We start from the raw sequence: 14,975 nt of genomic DNA on the forward strand, positions 1-14,975 counted from the left end.
CCGGACGCCGCGGGCACCGCACGCAACTCTCGCGGCACCACCGGTCACGGTGCGTCGAGGGTGACGGTGAAGGAGAAGCGGTCGCCACGGTAGTGGATGACCGCCACGTCGAGGACGCGGCCGGAGTCGTCGTAGGCGACGCCCGTGTAGTGGAGGATCGGGCTGAGGAGCGGGACCCGGAGGAGGCGGGCCGTCTCCGGGTCGGCGATACGGGCCTCGACGGTGTCGGTGATCCGGCCGATGGACACGCCCACGACGTCCCGCAGGACCTTGGTCATCGGCCAGCGCAGCAGAGCGTCCCGGTCGATGCGTTCGGCCAGCTCGGGGCGGACGTAGTTGCGGGCGTGGTTGGTGGGCTCGCCCGTCTTCTCGTCGCCGCGCAGCCGGTGGTACGTCGCGACCTCCGTCAAGTCCGGGAAGTACGCCGAGAGTTCACCCGACAGGGGGGTGCTGCCGTGGTCCAGCAGCTCCGTCGTCATGCCCGACTGCTGGGCCACGATCGCGTCCACCGAGCCGAGCAGCCGCACGGGCGAGCCCCGCTGGGCGCTCGGCTCGATGAACGTGCCGCGCCGGCGGTGCCGGGTGATCAGCCCCTCGTCCTCCAGCTCCTTCAGCGCCTGCCGCATGGTCAGCACGCTCACCCCGTAGTGCCCGGCCAACTGTTCCTCGGTGGGCAGCCGCAGGGGTTCCTGGGGCGACCGGCCGAGTATCGAGGCGCGCAGGGACTGCGACACCTGGTACCAGAGCGGCAGTTTGCGGTTCAGGACGATCGAGTCCGGAGCGAAGGAGGTCACCACGGTATCCCTACCCGGCGGGACGCCTTCAGCGCAACGGGCCGAAGTGGCGCTGGAGCCCGGCCCACACATCGTCGTACCCCTGCTGCAGGTGCTCCGCGCGGGCCGCCTGCGTGGTCGTGAGGATCGGCCAGCGCGTCTCGAACATGAACGCCAGCCCGTCGTCGACCCGCTGGGGCTTCAGCTCCGCCGCGCTCGCCCGGTCGAAGGTCTCCCGGTCCGGCCCGTGCGCCGACATCATGGTGTGCAGCGAACCTCCCCCGGGCACGAAGCCCTCCGCCTTGGCGTCGTAGGCGCCCTCGATCAGGCCCATGTACTCGCTCATCACGTTCCGGTGGAAGTACGGCGGCCGGAACGTGTCCTCACCCACCAGCCAGCGCGGCGCGAAGACCACGAAGTCCACCTCGGCCAGCCCCGGGGTGTCCGACGGCGACGTCAGCACCGTGAAGATCGACGGGTCCGGATGGTCGTACGAGACCGTACCGATGACGTTGAAGCGGCGCAGGTCGTACACGTACGGGGTGGAGTTGCCGTGCCAGGCGACCACGTCGAGCGGGGAGTGGTCGTACCTGGCCGTCCAGAGGTTCCCGCAGAACTTGTTCACCACCTCCACCGGGCCCTCGACGTCCTCGTACGCGGCGACCGGCGCCCGGAAGTCGCGCGGGTTCGCGAGGCCGTTGGCGCCGATCGGGCCGAGGTCGGGGAGGCGGAAGGGGGTGCCGTAGTTCTCGCAGACGTAGCCGCGGGCCGAGCCGTCCAGGAGGTCGACGCGGAAGCGGACACCGCGGGGGACCAGGGCCACCTCGCCGGGCTCCGCGTGCAGCAGGCCGAACTCCGTGCGCACGAGCAGGCCACCGCGCTCCGGGACGATCAGCAGTTCGCCGTCCGCGTCGCCGAAGACCCGCTCCATGGCGGAATTGGCGTGATACAGGTGCACGGCCATGCCCGTCCGCCGGGCCGCGTCGCCGTTGCCGCCGAGCGTCCACAGACCGGCGACGAAGTCCGTGCCGGCCGGCGGCTCCGGCAGAGGGTCCCAGCGCAGCCGGTTGGGGTCGGGGACCGTCTCGGTGAAGGGGGCCGTACGGAGGGTGCCGTTGTCCGCCCGCGTGAAGGCGGGGTGCGCGGCCGACGGGCGGATCCGGTAGAGCCAGGAGCGGCGGTTGTGGGCCCTCGGTTCGGTGAACGCGGTGCCGCTGAGCTGCTCCGCGTACAGGCCGAGCGGGGCGCGCTGCGGGGAGTTGCGGCCCTGCGGCAGCGCGCCCGGGACCGCCTCCGAGGCGTGTTCGTTGCCGAAACCGGAGAGGTACTCCAGCCCCTCGGCCGTCTTCCTCGAGTCCCCGCTCATGCTCGCTCCCTCGCGCTCCTGATTCCTCTGCATCACCGTAGGATTCCGTCGGGGCGGGTGCAAGAGGACGGGGCGACAACCGGTCGCCGGTGAGGCGTCGACAGGCCGGGTGCATCGGGCGGGGGAGAACCGGACCGGGAGCGGATCCGTGTTGTCAGTGCGGTGCTCTAGTCTCCCGGCAGGCCGTGCATGTGCGGATGTGCGCTGTCCGTGCCGCTCCACGGCTGAGCGGAAGTGGCGGTACCGGCCGTACAGACATTCGGAAGGCTCATCGGACCTCGGCGGAAAGGCACCATGAAGCCCATGTCCCAGGCGACCTCCTTGCGCCGCGCACCCGTGCAGCGGCGCAGTGCGGAACGACTGACCAGGATCCTCGACGCCTGCGCCGACCTCCTCGACGAGGTGGGGTACGACGCGCTGAGCACCCGTGCCGTGGCGCTGCGCGCGGGTGTGCCCATCGGCTCCGTCTACCGCTTCTTCGGCAACAAGCGCGCGATGGCCGACGCGCTCGCCGAACGCAACCTGGACCGCTTCACCGACCGCGTCACCCGCCGCCTCCAGGCGACGGGCGGCCGGGGCTGGCGCACCGCCATGGACGCCGTCCTCGACGAATACCTCGACATGAAGCGCAACACCCCCGGCTTCGCCCTCATCGACTTCGGCAACCAGATCCCCGTCGGAGGCCGCCGCCGGGAACCCAACCACCGCGTCGCGGACCGGCTGTCCGACCTGCTCTCCGCGTTCATCGACCGCACCCCCGACGACGACCTCCGCCGCACCTTCCTCATCGCCGTCGAGACCGCCGACACCCTCGTGCACCTGGCGTTCCGGGTCTCGCCGGAGGGGGACCCGCGGATCATCGAGGAGATGCGGGAACTGCTGCGGGCGTATCTGGCGCGCGTACTGGACTGATGCCGGACGTATCCGGCGCGCGTACCGCACCGGACCGGACCGGGGTCCGGCGGTTTCTCCGACAAGACTCCGGCGGGGCCTCCCCGCGCGGCATACCGGTCGGTATCCTCGGTCTCGGTGCCGCGCGTCCTCCGCGCGCGGCCCGAGTCCGAGCGCCATCGCCACCCCCCGGGAGGACCCGTGTCCACCACCGCCGACTCCCGCACCGCCCTGCGCGTCTGCCCGCTCTGCGAGGCGACCTGCGGGCTCACCCTCACCATCGAGGGCACGCGGGTGACCAAGGCCCGCGGCAACCGGGAGGACGTGTTCAGCAAGGGGTTCATCTGCCCGAAGGGCGCCTCGTTCGGGGCGGTCGACGAGGATCCCGACCGGCTGCGCACCCCGCTGGTCCGCGAGGACGGGGAACTGCGGGAGGCGACCTGGGCGGAGGCCTTCGACGCCGTCGCCGCCGGACTGCGGCCGGTCGTCGAGGCGCACGGCCCGCACGCCGTCGGCGTCGTCCTCGGCAACCCGAACGTCCACACCATGGCCGGCGCCCTCTACCCGCCCGTCCTCCTCGCCGGACTCGGCACCCGCAGCGTGTTCACCGCCTCCACCGTCGACCAGATGCCCAAGCACGTCTCCAGCGGACTGCTCTACGGCGACGCCCACGCCATCCCCGTCCCCGACCTCGACCGCACCGACCATCTGCTGCTCCTCGGCGCCAACCCCCTGGAGTCCAACGGCAGTCTGTGTACCGCTCCCGACTTCCCCGGCAAGCTCAAGGCCCTCAGGGCGCGCGGCGGCACCCTCACGGTCGTCGACCCGCGTCTGACCCGCACGGCCAAGCTCGCCGACCGGCACGTGGCGATCCGTCCGGGCACGGACGCGCTGCTGCTCGCGGCGATGGCGAGCGTCCTCTTCGCCGAGCAGCTCGTCGACCTCGGGGACCTTGCCCCGCATGCCCAGGGGTTGGACGAACTCGCCGACGCCGTAAGGGAGTTCACGCCCGAAGCCGTCGCCGGGGCCTGCGACGTCGACGCCGGCACCATCCACGCGCTCGCCCGGGAGCTGGCCGCCGCGCCCACCGCCGCCGTATACGGACGCATCGGCAGCTGCACCGTCCCGCACGGCACCCTCGCCAGCTGGCTGGTCGACGTCCTCACCATCCTCACCGGCAACCTCGACCGGCCCGGCGGCGCCCTCTTCCCGCAGTCCGCGACCGACAGGACACCCCGGCCCGCCGGACCCGGCCGCGGCTTCAGCCTCGGGCGCTGGCACAGCCGGGTCAGCGGCCACCCCGAGGCCAAGGGCGAGCTGCCGCTGTCCGCGCTCGCCGAGGAGATCGACACCGCCACCCCTGAGGGCAGTCCCGTCCGCGCCCTCATCGCCGTCGCCGCCAACCCCGTGCTCTCCGCACCCGACGGCGACCGCCTCGACAAGGCGCTCGACTCCCTCGACTTCATGGTCAGCGTCGACCCGTACCTGGGCGAGACCGCCCGCCACGCCGACGTCGTCCTGCCGCCGCCCCCGCCCTCCCAGGCCCCGCACTTCGACTTCGCGTTCAACGCCTTCGCCGTACGCAACCAGGTCCGCTACCACCGCGCCGCCGTCCCCCTGGAGGACGGCCGCATGTCCGAGACCGAGATCCTCGCCCGGCTGACCCTCGCCGCCACCGGCATGCACGGCGCCGACCCCTCCGCCGTGGACGACCTGGTCATCGGCCAGACCCTGGGCAAGGCCGTGAAGGAGACCCACTCGCCCGTCCACGGCCGGGACGCGCGCGAGCTCGCCGCACAGCTGACGGGCGACAGCGGCCCCGAGCGGCGGCTCGACATGATGCTGCGCCTCGGCCCGTACGGCGACGGCTTCGGCGCACTCCCGGGCGGGTTGACCCTGGAGAGGGTGCTCGCCCACCCGCACGGCATCGACCTCGGCCCGCTCAAGCCCCGGCTGCCGCAGCCGCTGAAGACGGTGAGCGGCAGGGTCGAACTGCTGCCGCAGCCGATCGTCGACGATCTGCCGAGGCTGCGGACCGCCCTGCGGGAGCGCCCGGACGGACTCGTCCTCATCGGCCGCCGGCATCTGCGGTCCAACAACAGCTGGCTGCACAACATCCCCGCCCTCACCGGCGGCACCAACCGCTGCACCCTGCACATCCATCCCGACGACGCCGAACGCCTCCAACTGGTCGACGGGGACGCCGTACGGATCAAGGGCGCCGGGGGCGAGGTCACCGCTCCCGTCGAGGTCACCGACGTCGTACGGCGCGGTGTGGTGAGCCTTCCGCACGGCTGGGGACACGACCGTCCCGGCACCCGGATGAGCCACGCGGCGGTCGACCCCGGGGTGAACGTCAACCAGCTTCTCGACGGCTCGCTGCTCGACCCGCTGTCCGGCAGCGCGGTCCTCAACGGGGTGCCGGTCGACCTCGCCCGAGTAGACGCAACGCTGTGACCTGGAGTTCTGCTCTTATTGCTCGCATGTCAACGTCTTGTTAAGGCTTGTGGGCCCGCCCTAACGTCGTCGCACCGCCGGTGCCCTGGTGGGAGTTCAAGGGCGAACGTTAGGTATCCACATGTTGACCATCCTCGGCTTCGCCATGATCGCGACCTTCCTGGTCCTGATCATGATGAAGAAGATGTCGCCGATCGCGGCGCTCGTGCTGATCCCGGCACTCTTCTGCGTGTTCGTCGGAAAGGGAGCCCATCTCGGCGACTACGTCATCGAGGGGGTGGGCAACCTCGCGCCCACCGCGGCGATGCTGATGTTCGCCATCGTCTACTTCGGCCTCATGATCGACGTCGGCCTCTTCGACCCGATCGTCCGAGGCATCCTGAAGTTCTGCAGGGCCGACCCGCTGCGCATCGTCGTCGGCACGGCGCTGCTCGCCGCGATCGTCTCGCTGGACGGTGACGGCTCGACCACCTTCATGATCACGGTCTCGGCGATGTACCCGCTGTACAAGCGCCTGAAGATGAGCCTGGTCGTGATGACCGGGGTCGCCGCCACCGCCAACGGCGTGATGAACACGCTGCCCTGGGGCGGCCCGACCGCCCGCGCCGCCACCGCGCTCAAGCTCGACGCCGGCGAGATCTTCGTCCCGATGATCCCGGCGCTCCTTGTCGGCCTGCTCTTCGTCTTCATCCTCGCCTACGGCCTCGGCCTGCGGGAGCGCAAGCGCCTCGGGGTGCTGAGCCTCGACGAGGCGCTGGAGCAGGAGAGGATCGTCAAGGACCAGGGGACGACCGGGTCCGAGGAGGCCGTGCTGGTCGGCGCGGGCGCCTCGTCCTCCGCCGCCGTCGGCTCCGGCGACGACGAGGTCCGTACGGCGAAGGCCACCGGCGGCGCGGGCTCCGGCACCGACGCCGACGCCGAGGACGACGAGGCGGACGACGTACGCCTCCAGGGCCTCGACCCCGACCGTCCGACGCTGCGCCCCAAGCTGTACTGGTTCAACGCGCTGCTCACGGTCACGCTGCTGACCGCCATGATCATGCAGTGGCTGCCGATCCCGGTGCTCTTCCTGCTCGGCGCCGCGCTCGCACTGACGGTCAACTTCCCCCACATCCCCACCCAGAGGGAACGGCTCGCCGCCCACGCCGACAACGTCCTGAACGTCTCGGGCATGGTCTTCGCCGCCGCCGTCTTCACCGGCGTCCTCCAGGGCACCGGCATGGTCGACTCGATGGCCCAGTGGATCGTCGACGGCATCCCGTCCGGCATGGGCCCGCACATGGCCCTCGTCACCGGTTTCCTGAGCCTGCCGCTCACCTACTTCATGTCCAACGACGGCTTCTACTTCGGCGTCCTGCCGGTCCTCGCCGAGGCCGGTGCCGCGCACGGTGTCTCGCCGCTGGAGATCGCCCGCGCCTCGCTCGTCGGCCAGCCGCTGCACATGTCGAGCCCGCTGGTGCCGGCCGTGTACGTGCTGGTGGGCATGGCGAGGGTCGAGTTCGGCGACCACACGAAGTTCGTGGTGAAGTGGGCGGCGGCGACCTCGCTGGTCATCCTCGGCACGGGCATCCTGTTCGGCATCATCTGAACCGTGCCACCCGACTCCCGCGCACGGAGCGACGTTTCCCCCGACCCGGGTGAAGTCCCCGCGACCCGGCGTGAACTTCCTTCAAGGAGGACCGCATCGTGAGGCCCGGTAGGAACCGCGGCTGGCTGCTCCGCCTCGTCATCGCCTTCAGCTTCGCGCAGGGGGCGGTGTCGATGGCCCGGCCCGCCGTGTCCTACCGGGCCCTCGCGCTGGGTGCCGACGAGCGGGCGGTCGGCGTGATCGCGGGGGTCTACGCCCTGCTCCCGCTGTTCGCCGCCGTCCCGCTCGGCCGCCGGACCGACCAGGGGCGGTGCGCACCGCTGCTGCCCGTGGGTGTCGTCCTCATCGCCGGCGGCTGTGCGCTGAGCGGCCTGGCGAACTCGCTGGTGGCGATGGCCGTGTGGAGCGGCGTGATGGGCCTCGGCCACCTGTTCTTCGTCATCGGCGCACAGTCCCTGGTCGCCCGCCAGTCCGCCCCGCACGAACACGACCGCAACTTCGGCCACTTCACCATCGGCGCCTCCCTCGGGCAGTTGGTCGGCCCGGTCGCCGCGGGCGCCCTGATCGGCGGCCCGGACATGGCCCGTACGAGCGCCCTGGCGCTGGTCGTTGCGGGCGCGGGGGCGGCGGTCGCGTTCACGTCGCTGTGGCGGACAGAGCGCCCCGTCGAACCCAAGTCCGGTACGGCACAGGGCGAGCGGGTGCCCGTGCACCGCATCCTGCGCACCCGGGGAGTGCCCGGCGGCATCTTCATCAGCCTCGCCGTGCTGTCGGCGACCGACATCCTCACCGCCTATCTGCCGGTGGTCGGTGAGGACCGGGGCATCGCGCCCTCGGTGATCGGGGTCCTGCTGAGTCTGCGCGCGGCGGCGACCATCGTGTGCCGACTGGTGATGACGCCGATGCTGCGGCTGCTCGGCCGGACCGCGCTGCTCACCGTCACCTGTGTGCTGGGGGCCGTGCTGTGCGCCGGCATCGCGCTGCCGGTCCCGGTGTGGGTGTTGGCCCTGATGCTCGCCGCCCTCGGGTTCTGTCTGGGGGCCGGGCAGCCGCTGTCCATGACGACGGTGGTGCAGGCCGCGCCGGAGGACGCCCGCTCCACCGCCCTCGCGTTGCGGCTGACCGGCAACCGGCTGGGGCAGGCCGGGGCGCCCGCAGCCGCGGGACTGATCGCCGGTGTCGCGGGTGTGGCCGCGCCGTTCGTGATGCTCGGCGCGCTGCTGCTGGTGTCGTCGGGGATCGCCCTGCGGTCACCGGCGGAGCCGGAGCGGGGGAGGGACGGGGAGGAGGCGGGCGCGGGGGAGGACGCACGGTCCGGTGCGTCCATGAGCCGGTAGAGGGACATCTGACGGGTCGTTGGGCGCGGCTCCCGCCGTGCCCGGTGTGATGTGACAGAGAGTCAGGCGAAAGAGCGATTTGTATGAAAATCGTCTGACTCGGAGGTCTTGCATGTCCACCTCGTCCCGCCCGACCCGTGCCGGAGTGCGCGCGAGCGCCACCGCCGTTCTCGCGGCACTCACCGTCACGGGAACCGGCCTGCTCACAGCGCCGGCCGCCGTCGCCGCCCCGGGCGACCCCGCAGTCGTGATCCACAAGGTGGGCTTTCCGTTCGACAACAAGCGCAACCAGCCGCTGGTCTGCGACTTCTATCTCTCCGCCTTCAACTTCACGCCGTCGCAGCGCATCGCCTGGTCGATCGTCAGGCAGCCCCCCGCCCCGGCCGCCGCCCCCATCGCCACGGGCGACATCACGCCCGGAGCCGACGGCACCGGGCACAGCACGCCCGTGATGCCCGAAGGCGCGGTGCGGCTCCCCAACGGAGAGTACGTGCTGACCTGGAGGACCGTCGGCGGGCCGGTCGAGGAAGGGCGCAGGACGCTCAGGGTCGCGTGCCCGCCCGCCGGGCCCAACGGCGGCCCCCCGGCCGGCGGCGGCGGTCTCGCCATGAGCCAGGACTTCTCGCCGGTCGCCGGCGCGGCGGCCTCGGGCCTCGCCGCCGTCGGCGGAGTGGCCTACCTGCGGCTGCGCCGTCGTCGCGCCGATGGTACGGCGTAGACGCCGGCCGAGGCCCTGGTACCGGACGCGCGCCTACCGCCTGACGCGGACGGTCGTGGTGACCTTCGCGCTGGTGGCGGGCGGCGTCCATTGGGCGCGGGACGGCGAGGGGTTGGGACGGGCCGAGGCCGGCACCGCATGGGCCGACGCTGGGTCGCGTGGTGCGGGGGCACCGCGCGACCCAGCGTCCCCGTCCTTCACGCCCGCGCCCCCCGACGCACCTTCCCGCGCCGCGTCCCCGGGAACGACACCCGACGAGCGGAGCGGGCGGGCCGAGCGGGTGAGTCCGAGGCCCACCGAGCCGACGCGGCCCGCCCCCGCCGAACCCGCGAGACCGACGCCCACCAAGCCGCGCCTCACGGAGCCCACGAGATCGGCGCCCGGCGCCCCCACCGCTCGGGCGCCCACCGAGCCCGTGCGGCCCGCCCCCACCGGCAGGCCGGCCGCGCCGAAGAGGCCTGTCCAGCCCCGTACGCTGCCGCCCTCCCCGGCGAGGACCGTCACCATCCGGTACCTCGGTATCAAGGCCCCGGTGATCGGGCTCCGCCTCGACAGCCGGCGGAGGCTGCCCGCGCCTCCGGACGACAAACCCACGCTGGTCGGCTGGTACTCGGAGGGGCCCGCGCCCGGCGGCCCCGGCACCGCGGTCGTCGTCGGCCACCGGGACACCCGGACGGGTCCCGCCGTCTTCGCCTCGCTGGAGATGATCAAGCCCGGCCGTGTCGTGGAGGTCCGGCGGACCGACGGCCGCACCGCCGTCTACACCGTGGACGCCGTGAAGACGTACGAGAAGGCGCGCTTCCCCGACAAGGAGGTGTACGGCCACCGCGACCGCCCCGAGCTGCGTCTGATCACCTGCGGCGGCACGTACGACCGGCGCACGGGCTACGCGAGCAACGTCGTCGTCTTCGCGCACCTCACCGCCACCCGGGGACCCGCGCGCACGACGTGAACCGGCCCGCAGGCGCGTGACATTCGCCTTCGCGAGCTCCAGGGGCGCACGGGCGCACGGGCGCACGCGCGGCCCGGCCCGGCGCGGCCGGCGGGTCCGCGGCGCCGGGCCGGCCGGAGGTGGAGACATGACCTGGCCGCGGCCGTCGAGGGCGGCGGGGGCGATGACGAGTCCTGCCTCACTTCCCGATGCTCTGGTGCCGGAAAACTATCAGGGCTAGTTTTTGGTGCGGACGACACGGCCCCCGCCCGGAAGGCAGCGTGATGAAGGCACACGACGGCATGTACATCGGCGGTACCTGGCGGCCCGCCGCCGGATCCGACACGATCGAGGTCGTGAACCCGGCCGACGAGCAGGTGATCGACCGCGTCCCGGCGGGTACCGCCGAGGACGTCGACGACGCCGTACGTGCCGCCCGAGCCGCCCTCCCCGGCTGGGCCGCGACCCCGCCCGCCGAGCGGGGCGCGCTCATCGGCGCGCTGCGCGACTCGCTGGCCGCGCGCCGGGAGGAGATCGCCGAGACGGTGACGGCGGAGCTCGGCTCGCCGCTGCCGTTCTCCCGGAAGGTGCACGCGGACCTGCCGGTCGCGGTCGCCGGTTCGTACGCCGGACTGGCCGCGGAGCACGCCTTCGAGGAGAAGGTCGGCAACTCGACGGTCCACCACGAGCCCGTCGGCGTGGTCGGCGCGATCACCCCCTGGAACTACCCGCTCCACCAGATCGTCGCAAAGGTCGCCCCCGCCCTCGCCGCGGGCTGCACGGTCGTGCTGAAGCCCGCCGAGGACACCCCGCTGACCGCCCAGCTCTTCGCGGAGGCCGTCCACGAGGCGGGCGTACCCGCCGGGGTGTTCAACCTGGTCACCGGGCTCGGCACGGTCGCCGGGCAGGCGCTCGTCGAGCACTCCGGCGTCGACCTGGTGTCCTTCACCGGCTCCACGGCGGTGGGCCGGCGCATCGCCGCGACCGCCGGGGCCGCCGTCAAGAAGGTGGCGCTGGAACTCGGCGGCAAGTCCGCCAACGTGATCCTCCCGAGCGCCGACCTGGCCAGGGCGGTGGGTGTCGGCGTCGCCAACGTCATGTCCAACTCCGGCCAGACGTGCAGCGCCTGGACCCGCATGCTGGTCCACACCTCCCAGTACGACGAGGCCGTCGAGCTGGCCGCCCAGGCCGCCGCGAAGTACGGCGACCGCATCGGCCCGCTGGTCAACGCCAAGCAGCGGGGGCGGGTGCGGAGCTACATCGAGAAGGGCGTGGCCGAGGGTGCCCGTCTGGTCGCCGGCGGCGCCGAATCCCCGCGCGAACAGGGTTACTTCGTCAGCCCCACGGTCTTCGCCGACGTCACCCCCGAGATGACCATCGCCCAGGAGGAGATCTTCGGCCCGGTCCTGTCCGTCCTCCGCTACGAGGACGAGGCCGACGCCCTGCGGATCGCCAACGGCACGGTCTACGGGCTGGCCGGTGCGGTCTGGGCCGGCGACGAGTCCGAGGCCGTGGCCTTCGCCCGCCGCATGGACACCGGCCAGGTCGACATCAACGGCGGTCGCTTCAACCCGCTGGCGCCCTTCGGCGGCTACAAGCAGTCGGGAGTGGGCCGCGAACTCGGCGCACACGGGCTGGCGGAGTATCTGCAGACCAAGTCCCTTCAGTTCTGAACGGGTCCCAGACGAGTTGTAGGAGAGTCATACCCTCATGGCCGTTCGAGCCGCCGTACTGCCCGCCGTCGGTGCCCCGTTGGAGATCACCGAGATCGAGCTGCCGGATCCCGGGCCCGGCCAGGTCCGGGTGCGGCTCGCCGCAGCCGGGGTCTGTCACTCCGACCTGTCGCTGTCCGACGGCACCATGCGGGTGCCGGTGCCCGCGGTGCTCGGCCATGAGGGCGCGGGGACGGTCCTCGCGGTCGGCGACGGTGTCACGCATGTCGCGCCGGGCGACGGTGTCGTCCTCAACTGGGCGCCTTCCTGCGGGAATTGCCATGCCTGCTCGCTGGGCGAGGTGTGGCTGTGCGCGAACGCGCTGCTCGGCGCCGGGAACGTGTACGCCCGGCGCGCCGCCGACGGCGCCGACCTCCACCCCGGTCTGAACGTGGCCGCCTTCGCGGAGGAGACGGTCGTGGCCGCCGACTGTGTGCTCCCCGCCCCGGACGGCGTCCCGCTCACCGACGCGGCCCTGCTCGGCTGCGCGGTCCTCACCGGCTACGGCGCGGTCCACCACTCGGCAGGGGTCCGGGCGGGGGAGACCGTCGCCGTGTTCGGGGTGGGCGGGATCGGGCTGGCGGCGCTCCAGGCGGCGCGGATCGCGGGCGCGTCCCGCATCGTCGCCGTGGACGTCTCCACGGCGAAGGAGGAGCTGGCCCGGTCGGCGGGGGCCACGGAGTATGTGCTCGCCTCCGAGAACACCGTCCGCGAGATCCGCGCGCTGACCGGCAAGCAGGGCGTGGACGTCGCCGTGGAGTGTGTCGGCCGCGCGGCCACCATCCGGGCTGCCTGGGAGTCGACCCGGCGCGGCGGTCGCACCACCGTCGTCGGCATCGGCGGCAAGGACCAGCAGGTCACCTTCAACGCGTTGGAGATCTTCCACTGGGGTCGCACCCTGTCCGGCTGCGTGTACGGGAACTCCGACCCGGCCCGGGACCTGCCTGTCCTCGCCGACCACATCCGCGCGGGGCGTCTGGACCTCGGCGCCCTGGTGACGGAACGGATCTCCCTGGACGGCATCCCGGCGGCCTTCGGCAACATGCTGGCGGGCAGGGGCGGCCGGGCACTGGTGACGTTCTGATCCGGGTGCGGGTGACCCGTGGTCGCTCGCGCGGTTCCCGCGCCTCTGGAAGGCTCCGGCGCACCCCGTGCTTCTGAGGGCGCGGGGAACCGCGTGACCAGCCTCCACCCACCCGCAGCCGGACAAATCACCCCTCAGGCGAACCGAACCGAGCGAGACCGTTGACTGCATACCGTCCGGTCAGTACGTTCCCGGGAACGTCCCCGCACCCACCGGAGTGTGCTCGTATGGACACCGCTCCCCCCTCCCGCCCCCAGCCGCCCGCACCAGCCACCACCCCCCGCCCCCAGAGCCACCGCAAGGTCGCCACCGCCGCGGCGCTCGCCTCGGCGGTGGAGTGGTACGACTACTTCGTCTTCGGTATAGCGGCGGCCCTCGTCCTGGGCGACCTCTACTTCCCGGCGGGCAGCTCCTCCGCAGGAGTCCTCGCCGCGTTCGCCACCTTCGCCGTCGGCTTCCTCGCCCGCCCCCTCGGCGGCATCGTCGCCGGCCACCTCGGCGACAAACGGGGCCGCAAGCCGATGCTGGTCCTGGCCCTCACCCTGATGGGCCTGGCCACCACCGGCATCGGTCTGCTCCCCACGTACGAGACGATCGGGATCGCCGCTCCGGTCCTGCTCGTCCTCCTCCGCATCGCCCAGGGCGTCGCCGTCGGCGCCCAGTGGGGCGGCGCGATGCTGCTGGCCACCGAGTACGCCCCCGAGGGCAAACGCGGGGTGTACGGCAGTTTCGTCCAACTCGGCGTCCCCATCGGTGTGGTGAGCGCCAACACGATGTTCCTGGTCATGGGCGCCGCCACCGACGACGCGGCGTTCACCGCGTGGGGCTGGCGCGTACCCTTCCTGATCGGCCTGTTCGTCCTCGGGCTCGCCTGGTACATCCACCGTCATGTCGAGGAGACCCCCGAATTCCGGGCGGCGGAACGGGCGTTGGCGGAGAAGGAGAAGAGCGAGAAGGGCTCCCCGCTCAGAACCGTCCTCCGCGGCCACCTGGGCACGGTCTTCCTCGCCGGTGGCTCCTTCGCCGTGAACACCGCGACCTTCTACATCCTCATCACCGGCGTCCTCGACTACACCACCCGCGAACTCGACATGAAACGCAGCGCGGTCCTCGCCGTCTCCCTCTGCGTCAGCCTCACCCAACTGGTGCTGATCCCCGCCGCCGCGGCTCTCTCCGACCGCGTCGGCCGCATCCGGATCTACGCGTTCGGCGCGGCCGGCATCGCCCTGTGGGCCGTCCCGCTCTTCCTGCTCATCGACACCGGCTCCCTGCTGTGGCTGGCCGTCGGCACCTTCGTCGCCAGCTGCTTCCTCAGCATCATGTACGGGCCCCAAGCCGCCCTGTTCGCCGAGCTGTTCACCCCCGAGATGCGTTACACGGGCGCCTCCCTCGGCTACCAGATCGCCGCGGTGCTCGGCGGCGGCCTCGCCCCGTTCCTGATGGTCCTCCTTCTGGAGGCCACCGGCACGTCCATGGCGGTGTCCGCGTACATCATCGTCCTCTCGGTGATCGCCCTCGTCTCCATCAAGGTCCTTGCGGGGAGGGCGAGTTCACGAGCGGAGAGCTAGTGTCACGGCGGGCCACGGGTGCCCGTGAAGGAGCGGCGTCCGGTGCGTGCTATCGGTGTGCCGGCCGGAAGGCGTCATCCGCCCGAAGGGCCTGGACGTACTCGGGCTTTCGCCCGGTGCGGCGAGGGGGCGTGCCTGGCGTCGCGACGGGGCGAACGTCGCCTGCCGCGGCACTGGTCCAGCGCCGGCCACGACATCAGGGCGACCAGCGCGGGCACGGCGTACCGGGGCGCGCCCATCCGGCTCGCGGTCGTATGGGCGAGGGCGCGGGCCCAGGTGGTGAGGGCCGGCGGCGGACGCGCCGCTCCCGGCGAGACAGCCGAACGTGGTCAGCCGGAGCGCGCTCGCCGAGCCCGGCGCAAGCTTCTGCGCGACGGCCCCGGCCGCGTACGCGACGGCCGCCGGGGCGCGGAGGGCGACATCCGGTACCGAGGCCCCACCCTCGCCGGACATCGACAGTCCCGCGGCGACCGCGCCCGCGCTGGGGCGGCAGGAGTGGGAGCGGGGGGCGCGCGGCGGCACCCGTCAGCGCCGGCAAGCACCTCTGACC

General features: G+C 72.5%; 11 protein-coding genes and 1 pseudogene. 9 read left to right on the plus strand and 3 right to left on the minus strand.

All coding sequences use genetic code 11. The features are described 5' to 3' along the window. Window positions 1-44: 44 nt before the first annotated feature. Together WBG99_RS29020 and hmgA are read right to left on the minus strand one after the other, a co-directional pair. Entirely contained in the window at window positions 45-794 is a 750-nt protein-coding gene (locus WBG99_RS29020; RefSeq protein ID WP_338899126.1) for a GntR family transcriptional regulator, read from the minus strand. Window positions 795-822: 28 nt separating this feature from the next. Beyond that, window positions 823-2,139: a homogentisate 1,2-dioxygenase gene (gene hmgA, locus WBG99_RS29025; protein ID WP_338899127.1), complete on the minus strand. Its 1,317-nt coding sequence runs from the start codon at window positions 2,137-2,139 to the stop codon at window positions 823-825. Window positions 2,140-2,433: 294 nt separating this feature from the next. On the opposite strand from hmgA, the gene WBG99_RS29030 reads away from it, so the two are divergent. The 9 genes from WBG99_RS29030 to WBG99_RS29070 all read left to right on the plus strand — a co-directional run bounded on the left by WBG99_RS29030 (window position 2,434) and on the right by WBG99_RS29070 (window position 14,425). Further along, entirely contained in the window at window positions 2,434-3,051 is a 618-nt protein-coding gene (locus WBG99_RS29030) for a TetR/AcrR family transcriptional regulator (protein ID WP_338899128.1), read from the plus strand. A gap of 180 nt (window positions 3,052-3,231) precedes the next feature. Next, window positions 3,232-5,487, plus strand: coding sequence for a molybdopterin oxidoreductase family protein (locus tag WBG99_RS29035; RefSeq protein ID WP_338899129.1), 2,256 nt, complete (start codon window positions 3,232-3,234; stop codon window positions 5,485-5,487). A gap of 121 nt (window positions 5,488-5,608) precedes the next feature. Next, entirely contained in the window at window positions 5,609-7,075 is a 1,467-nt protein-coding gene (locus WBG99_RS29040) for a citrate:proton symporter (RefSeq protein WP_338899130.1), read from the plus strand. 98 nt (window positions 7,076-7,173) lie between these two features. Next, complete coding sequence (locus WBG99_RS29045; RefSeq protein WP_338899131.1) at window positions 7,174-8,412, plus strand: MFS transporter; 1,239 nt, start codon at window positions 7,174-7,176, stop codon at window positions 8,410-8,412. Between the two features lie 112 nt (window positions 8,413-8,524). Continuing rightward, window positions 8,525-9,130: a hypothetical protein gene (locus WBG99_RS29050; RefSeq protein ID WP_338899132.1), complete on the plus strand. Its 606-nt coding sequence runs from the start codon at window positions 8,525-8,527 to the stop codon at window positions 9,128-9,130. After that, window positions 9,117-10,082, plus strand: coding sequence for a class F sortase (locus WBG99_RS29055; RefSeq protein ID WP_338899133.1), 966 nt, complete (start codon window positions 9,117-9,119; stop codon window positions 10,080-10,082). The genes WBG99_RS29050 and WBG99_RS29055 overlap by 14 nt, the downstream gene beginning before the upstream one ends. A 263-nt stretch (window positions 10,083-10,345) precedes the next feature. Then, on the plus strand, window positions 10,346-11,734 hold the full coding sequence (locus WBG99_RS29060) for an aldehyde dehydrogenase family protein (protein WP_338899134.1): 1,389 nt from the start codon (window positions 10,346-10,348) through the stop codon (window positions 11,732-11,734). Window positions 11,735-11,771: 37 nt separating this feature from the next. Beyond that, on the plus strand, window positions 11,772-12,857 hold the full coding sequence (locus WBG99_RS29065) for a Zn-dependent alcohol dehydrogenase (RefSeq protein WP_338899135.1): 1,086 nt from the start codon (window positions 11,772-11,774) through the stop codon (window positions 12,855-12,857). A gap of 227 nt (window positions 12,858-13,084) precedes the next feature. Next, complete coding sequence (locus WBG99_RS29070) at window positions 13,085-14,425, plus strand: MFS transporter (RefSeq protein ID WP_338899136.1); 1,341 nt, start codon at window positions 13,085-13,087, stop codon at window positions 14,423-14,425. A 74-nt stretch (window positions 14,426-14,499) separates the two neighbouring features. On the opposite strand, the pseudogene WBG99_RS29075 reads toward WBG99_RS29070, so the two are convergent. Further along, window positions 14,500-14,905 (minus strand): annotated as a pseudogene (locus WBG99_RS29075) (EamA family transporter); the annotation flags it as partial. Between the last annotated feature and the right edge of the window lie 70 nt (window positions 14,906-14,975).

It is taken from the genome of Streptomyces sp. TG1A-60, from assembly GCF_037201975.1.
Classification (GTDB): domain Bacteria; phylum Actinomycetota; class Actinomycetes; order Streptomycetales; family Streptomycetaceae; genus Streptomyces.

Coding starts and splice junctions, on each gene's coding strand:
- hmgA (WP_338899127.1), bottom strand. CDS start 2,139: ATGAGCGGGGACTCGAGGAAGACGGCCGAGGGGCTGGAGTACCTCTCC.
- WBG99_RS29030 (WP_338899128.1), top strand. CDS start 2,434: ATGAAGCCCATGTCCCAGGCGACCTCCTTGCGCCGCGCACCCGTGCAG.
- WBG99_RS29040 (WP_338899130.1), top strand. CDS start 5,609: ATGTTGACCATCCTCGGCTTCGCCATGATCGCGACCTTCCTGGTCCTG.
- WBG99_RS29050 (WP_338899132.1), top strand. CDS start 8,525: ATGTCCACCTCGTCCCGCCCGACCCGTGCCGGAGTGCGCGCGAGCGCC.
- WBG99_RS29055 (WP_338899133.1), top strand. CDS start 9,117: ATGGTACGGCGTAGACGCCGGCCGAGGCCCTGGTACCGGACGCGCGCC.
- WBG99_RS29060 (WP_338899134.1), top strand. CDS start 10,346: ATGAAGGCACACGACGGCATGTACATCGGCGGTACCTGGCGGCCCGCC.
- WBG99_RS29065 (WP_338899135.1), top strand. CDS start 11,772: ATGGCCGTTCGAGCCGCCGTACTGCCCGCCGTCGGTGCCCCGTTGGAG.
- WBG99_RS29070 (WP_338899136.1), top strand. CDS start 13,085: ATGGACACCGCTCCCCCCTCCCGCCCCCAGCCGCCCGCACCAGCCACC.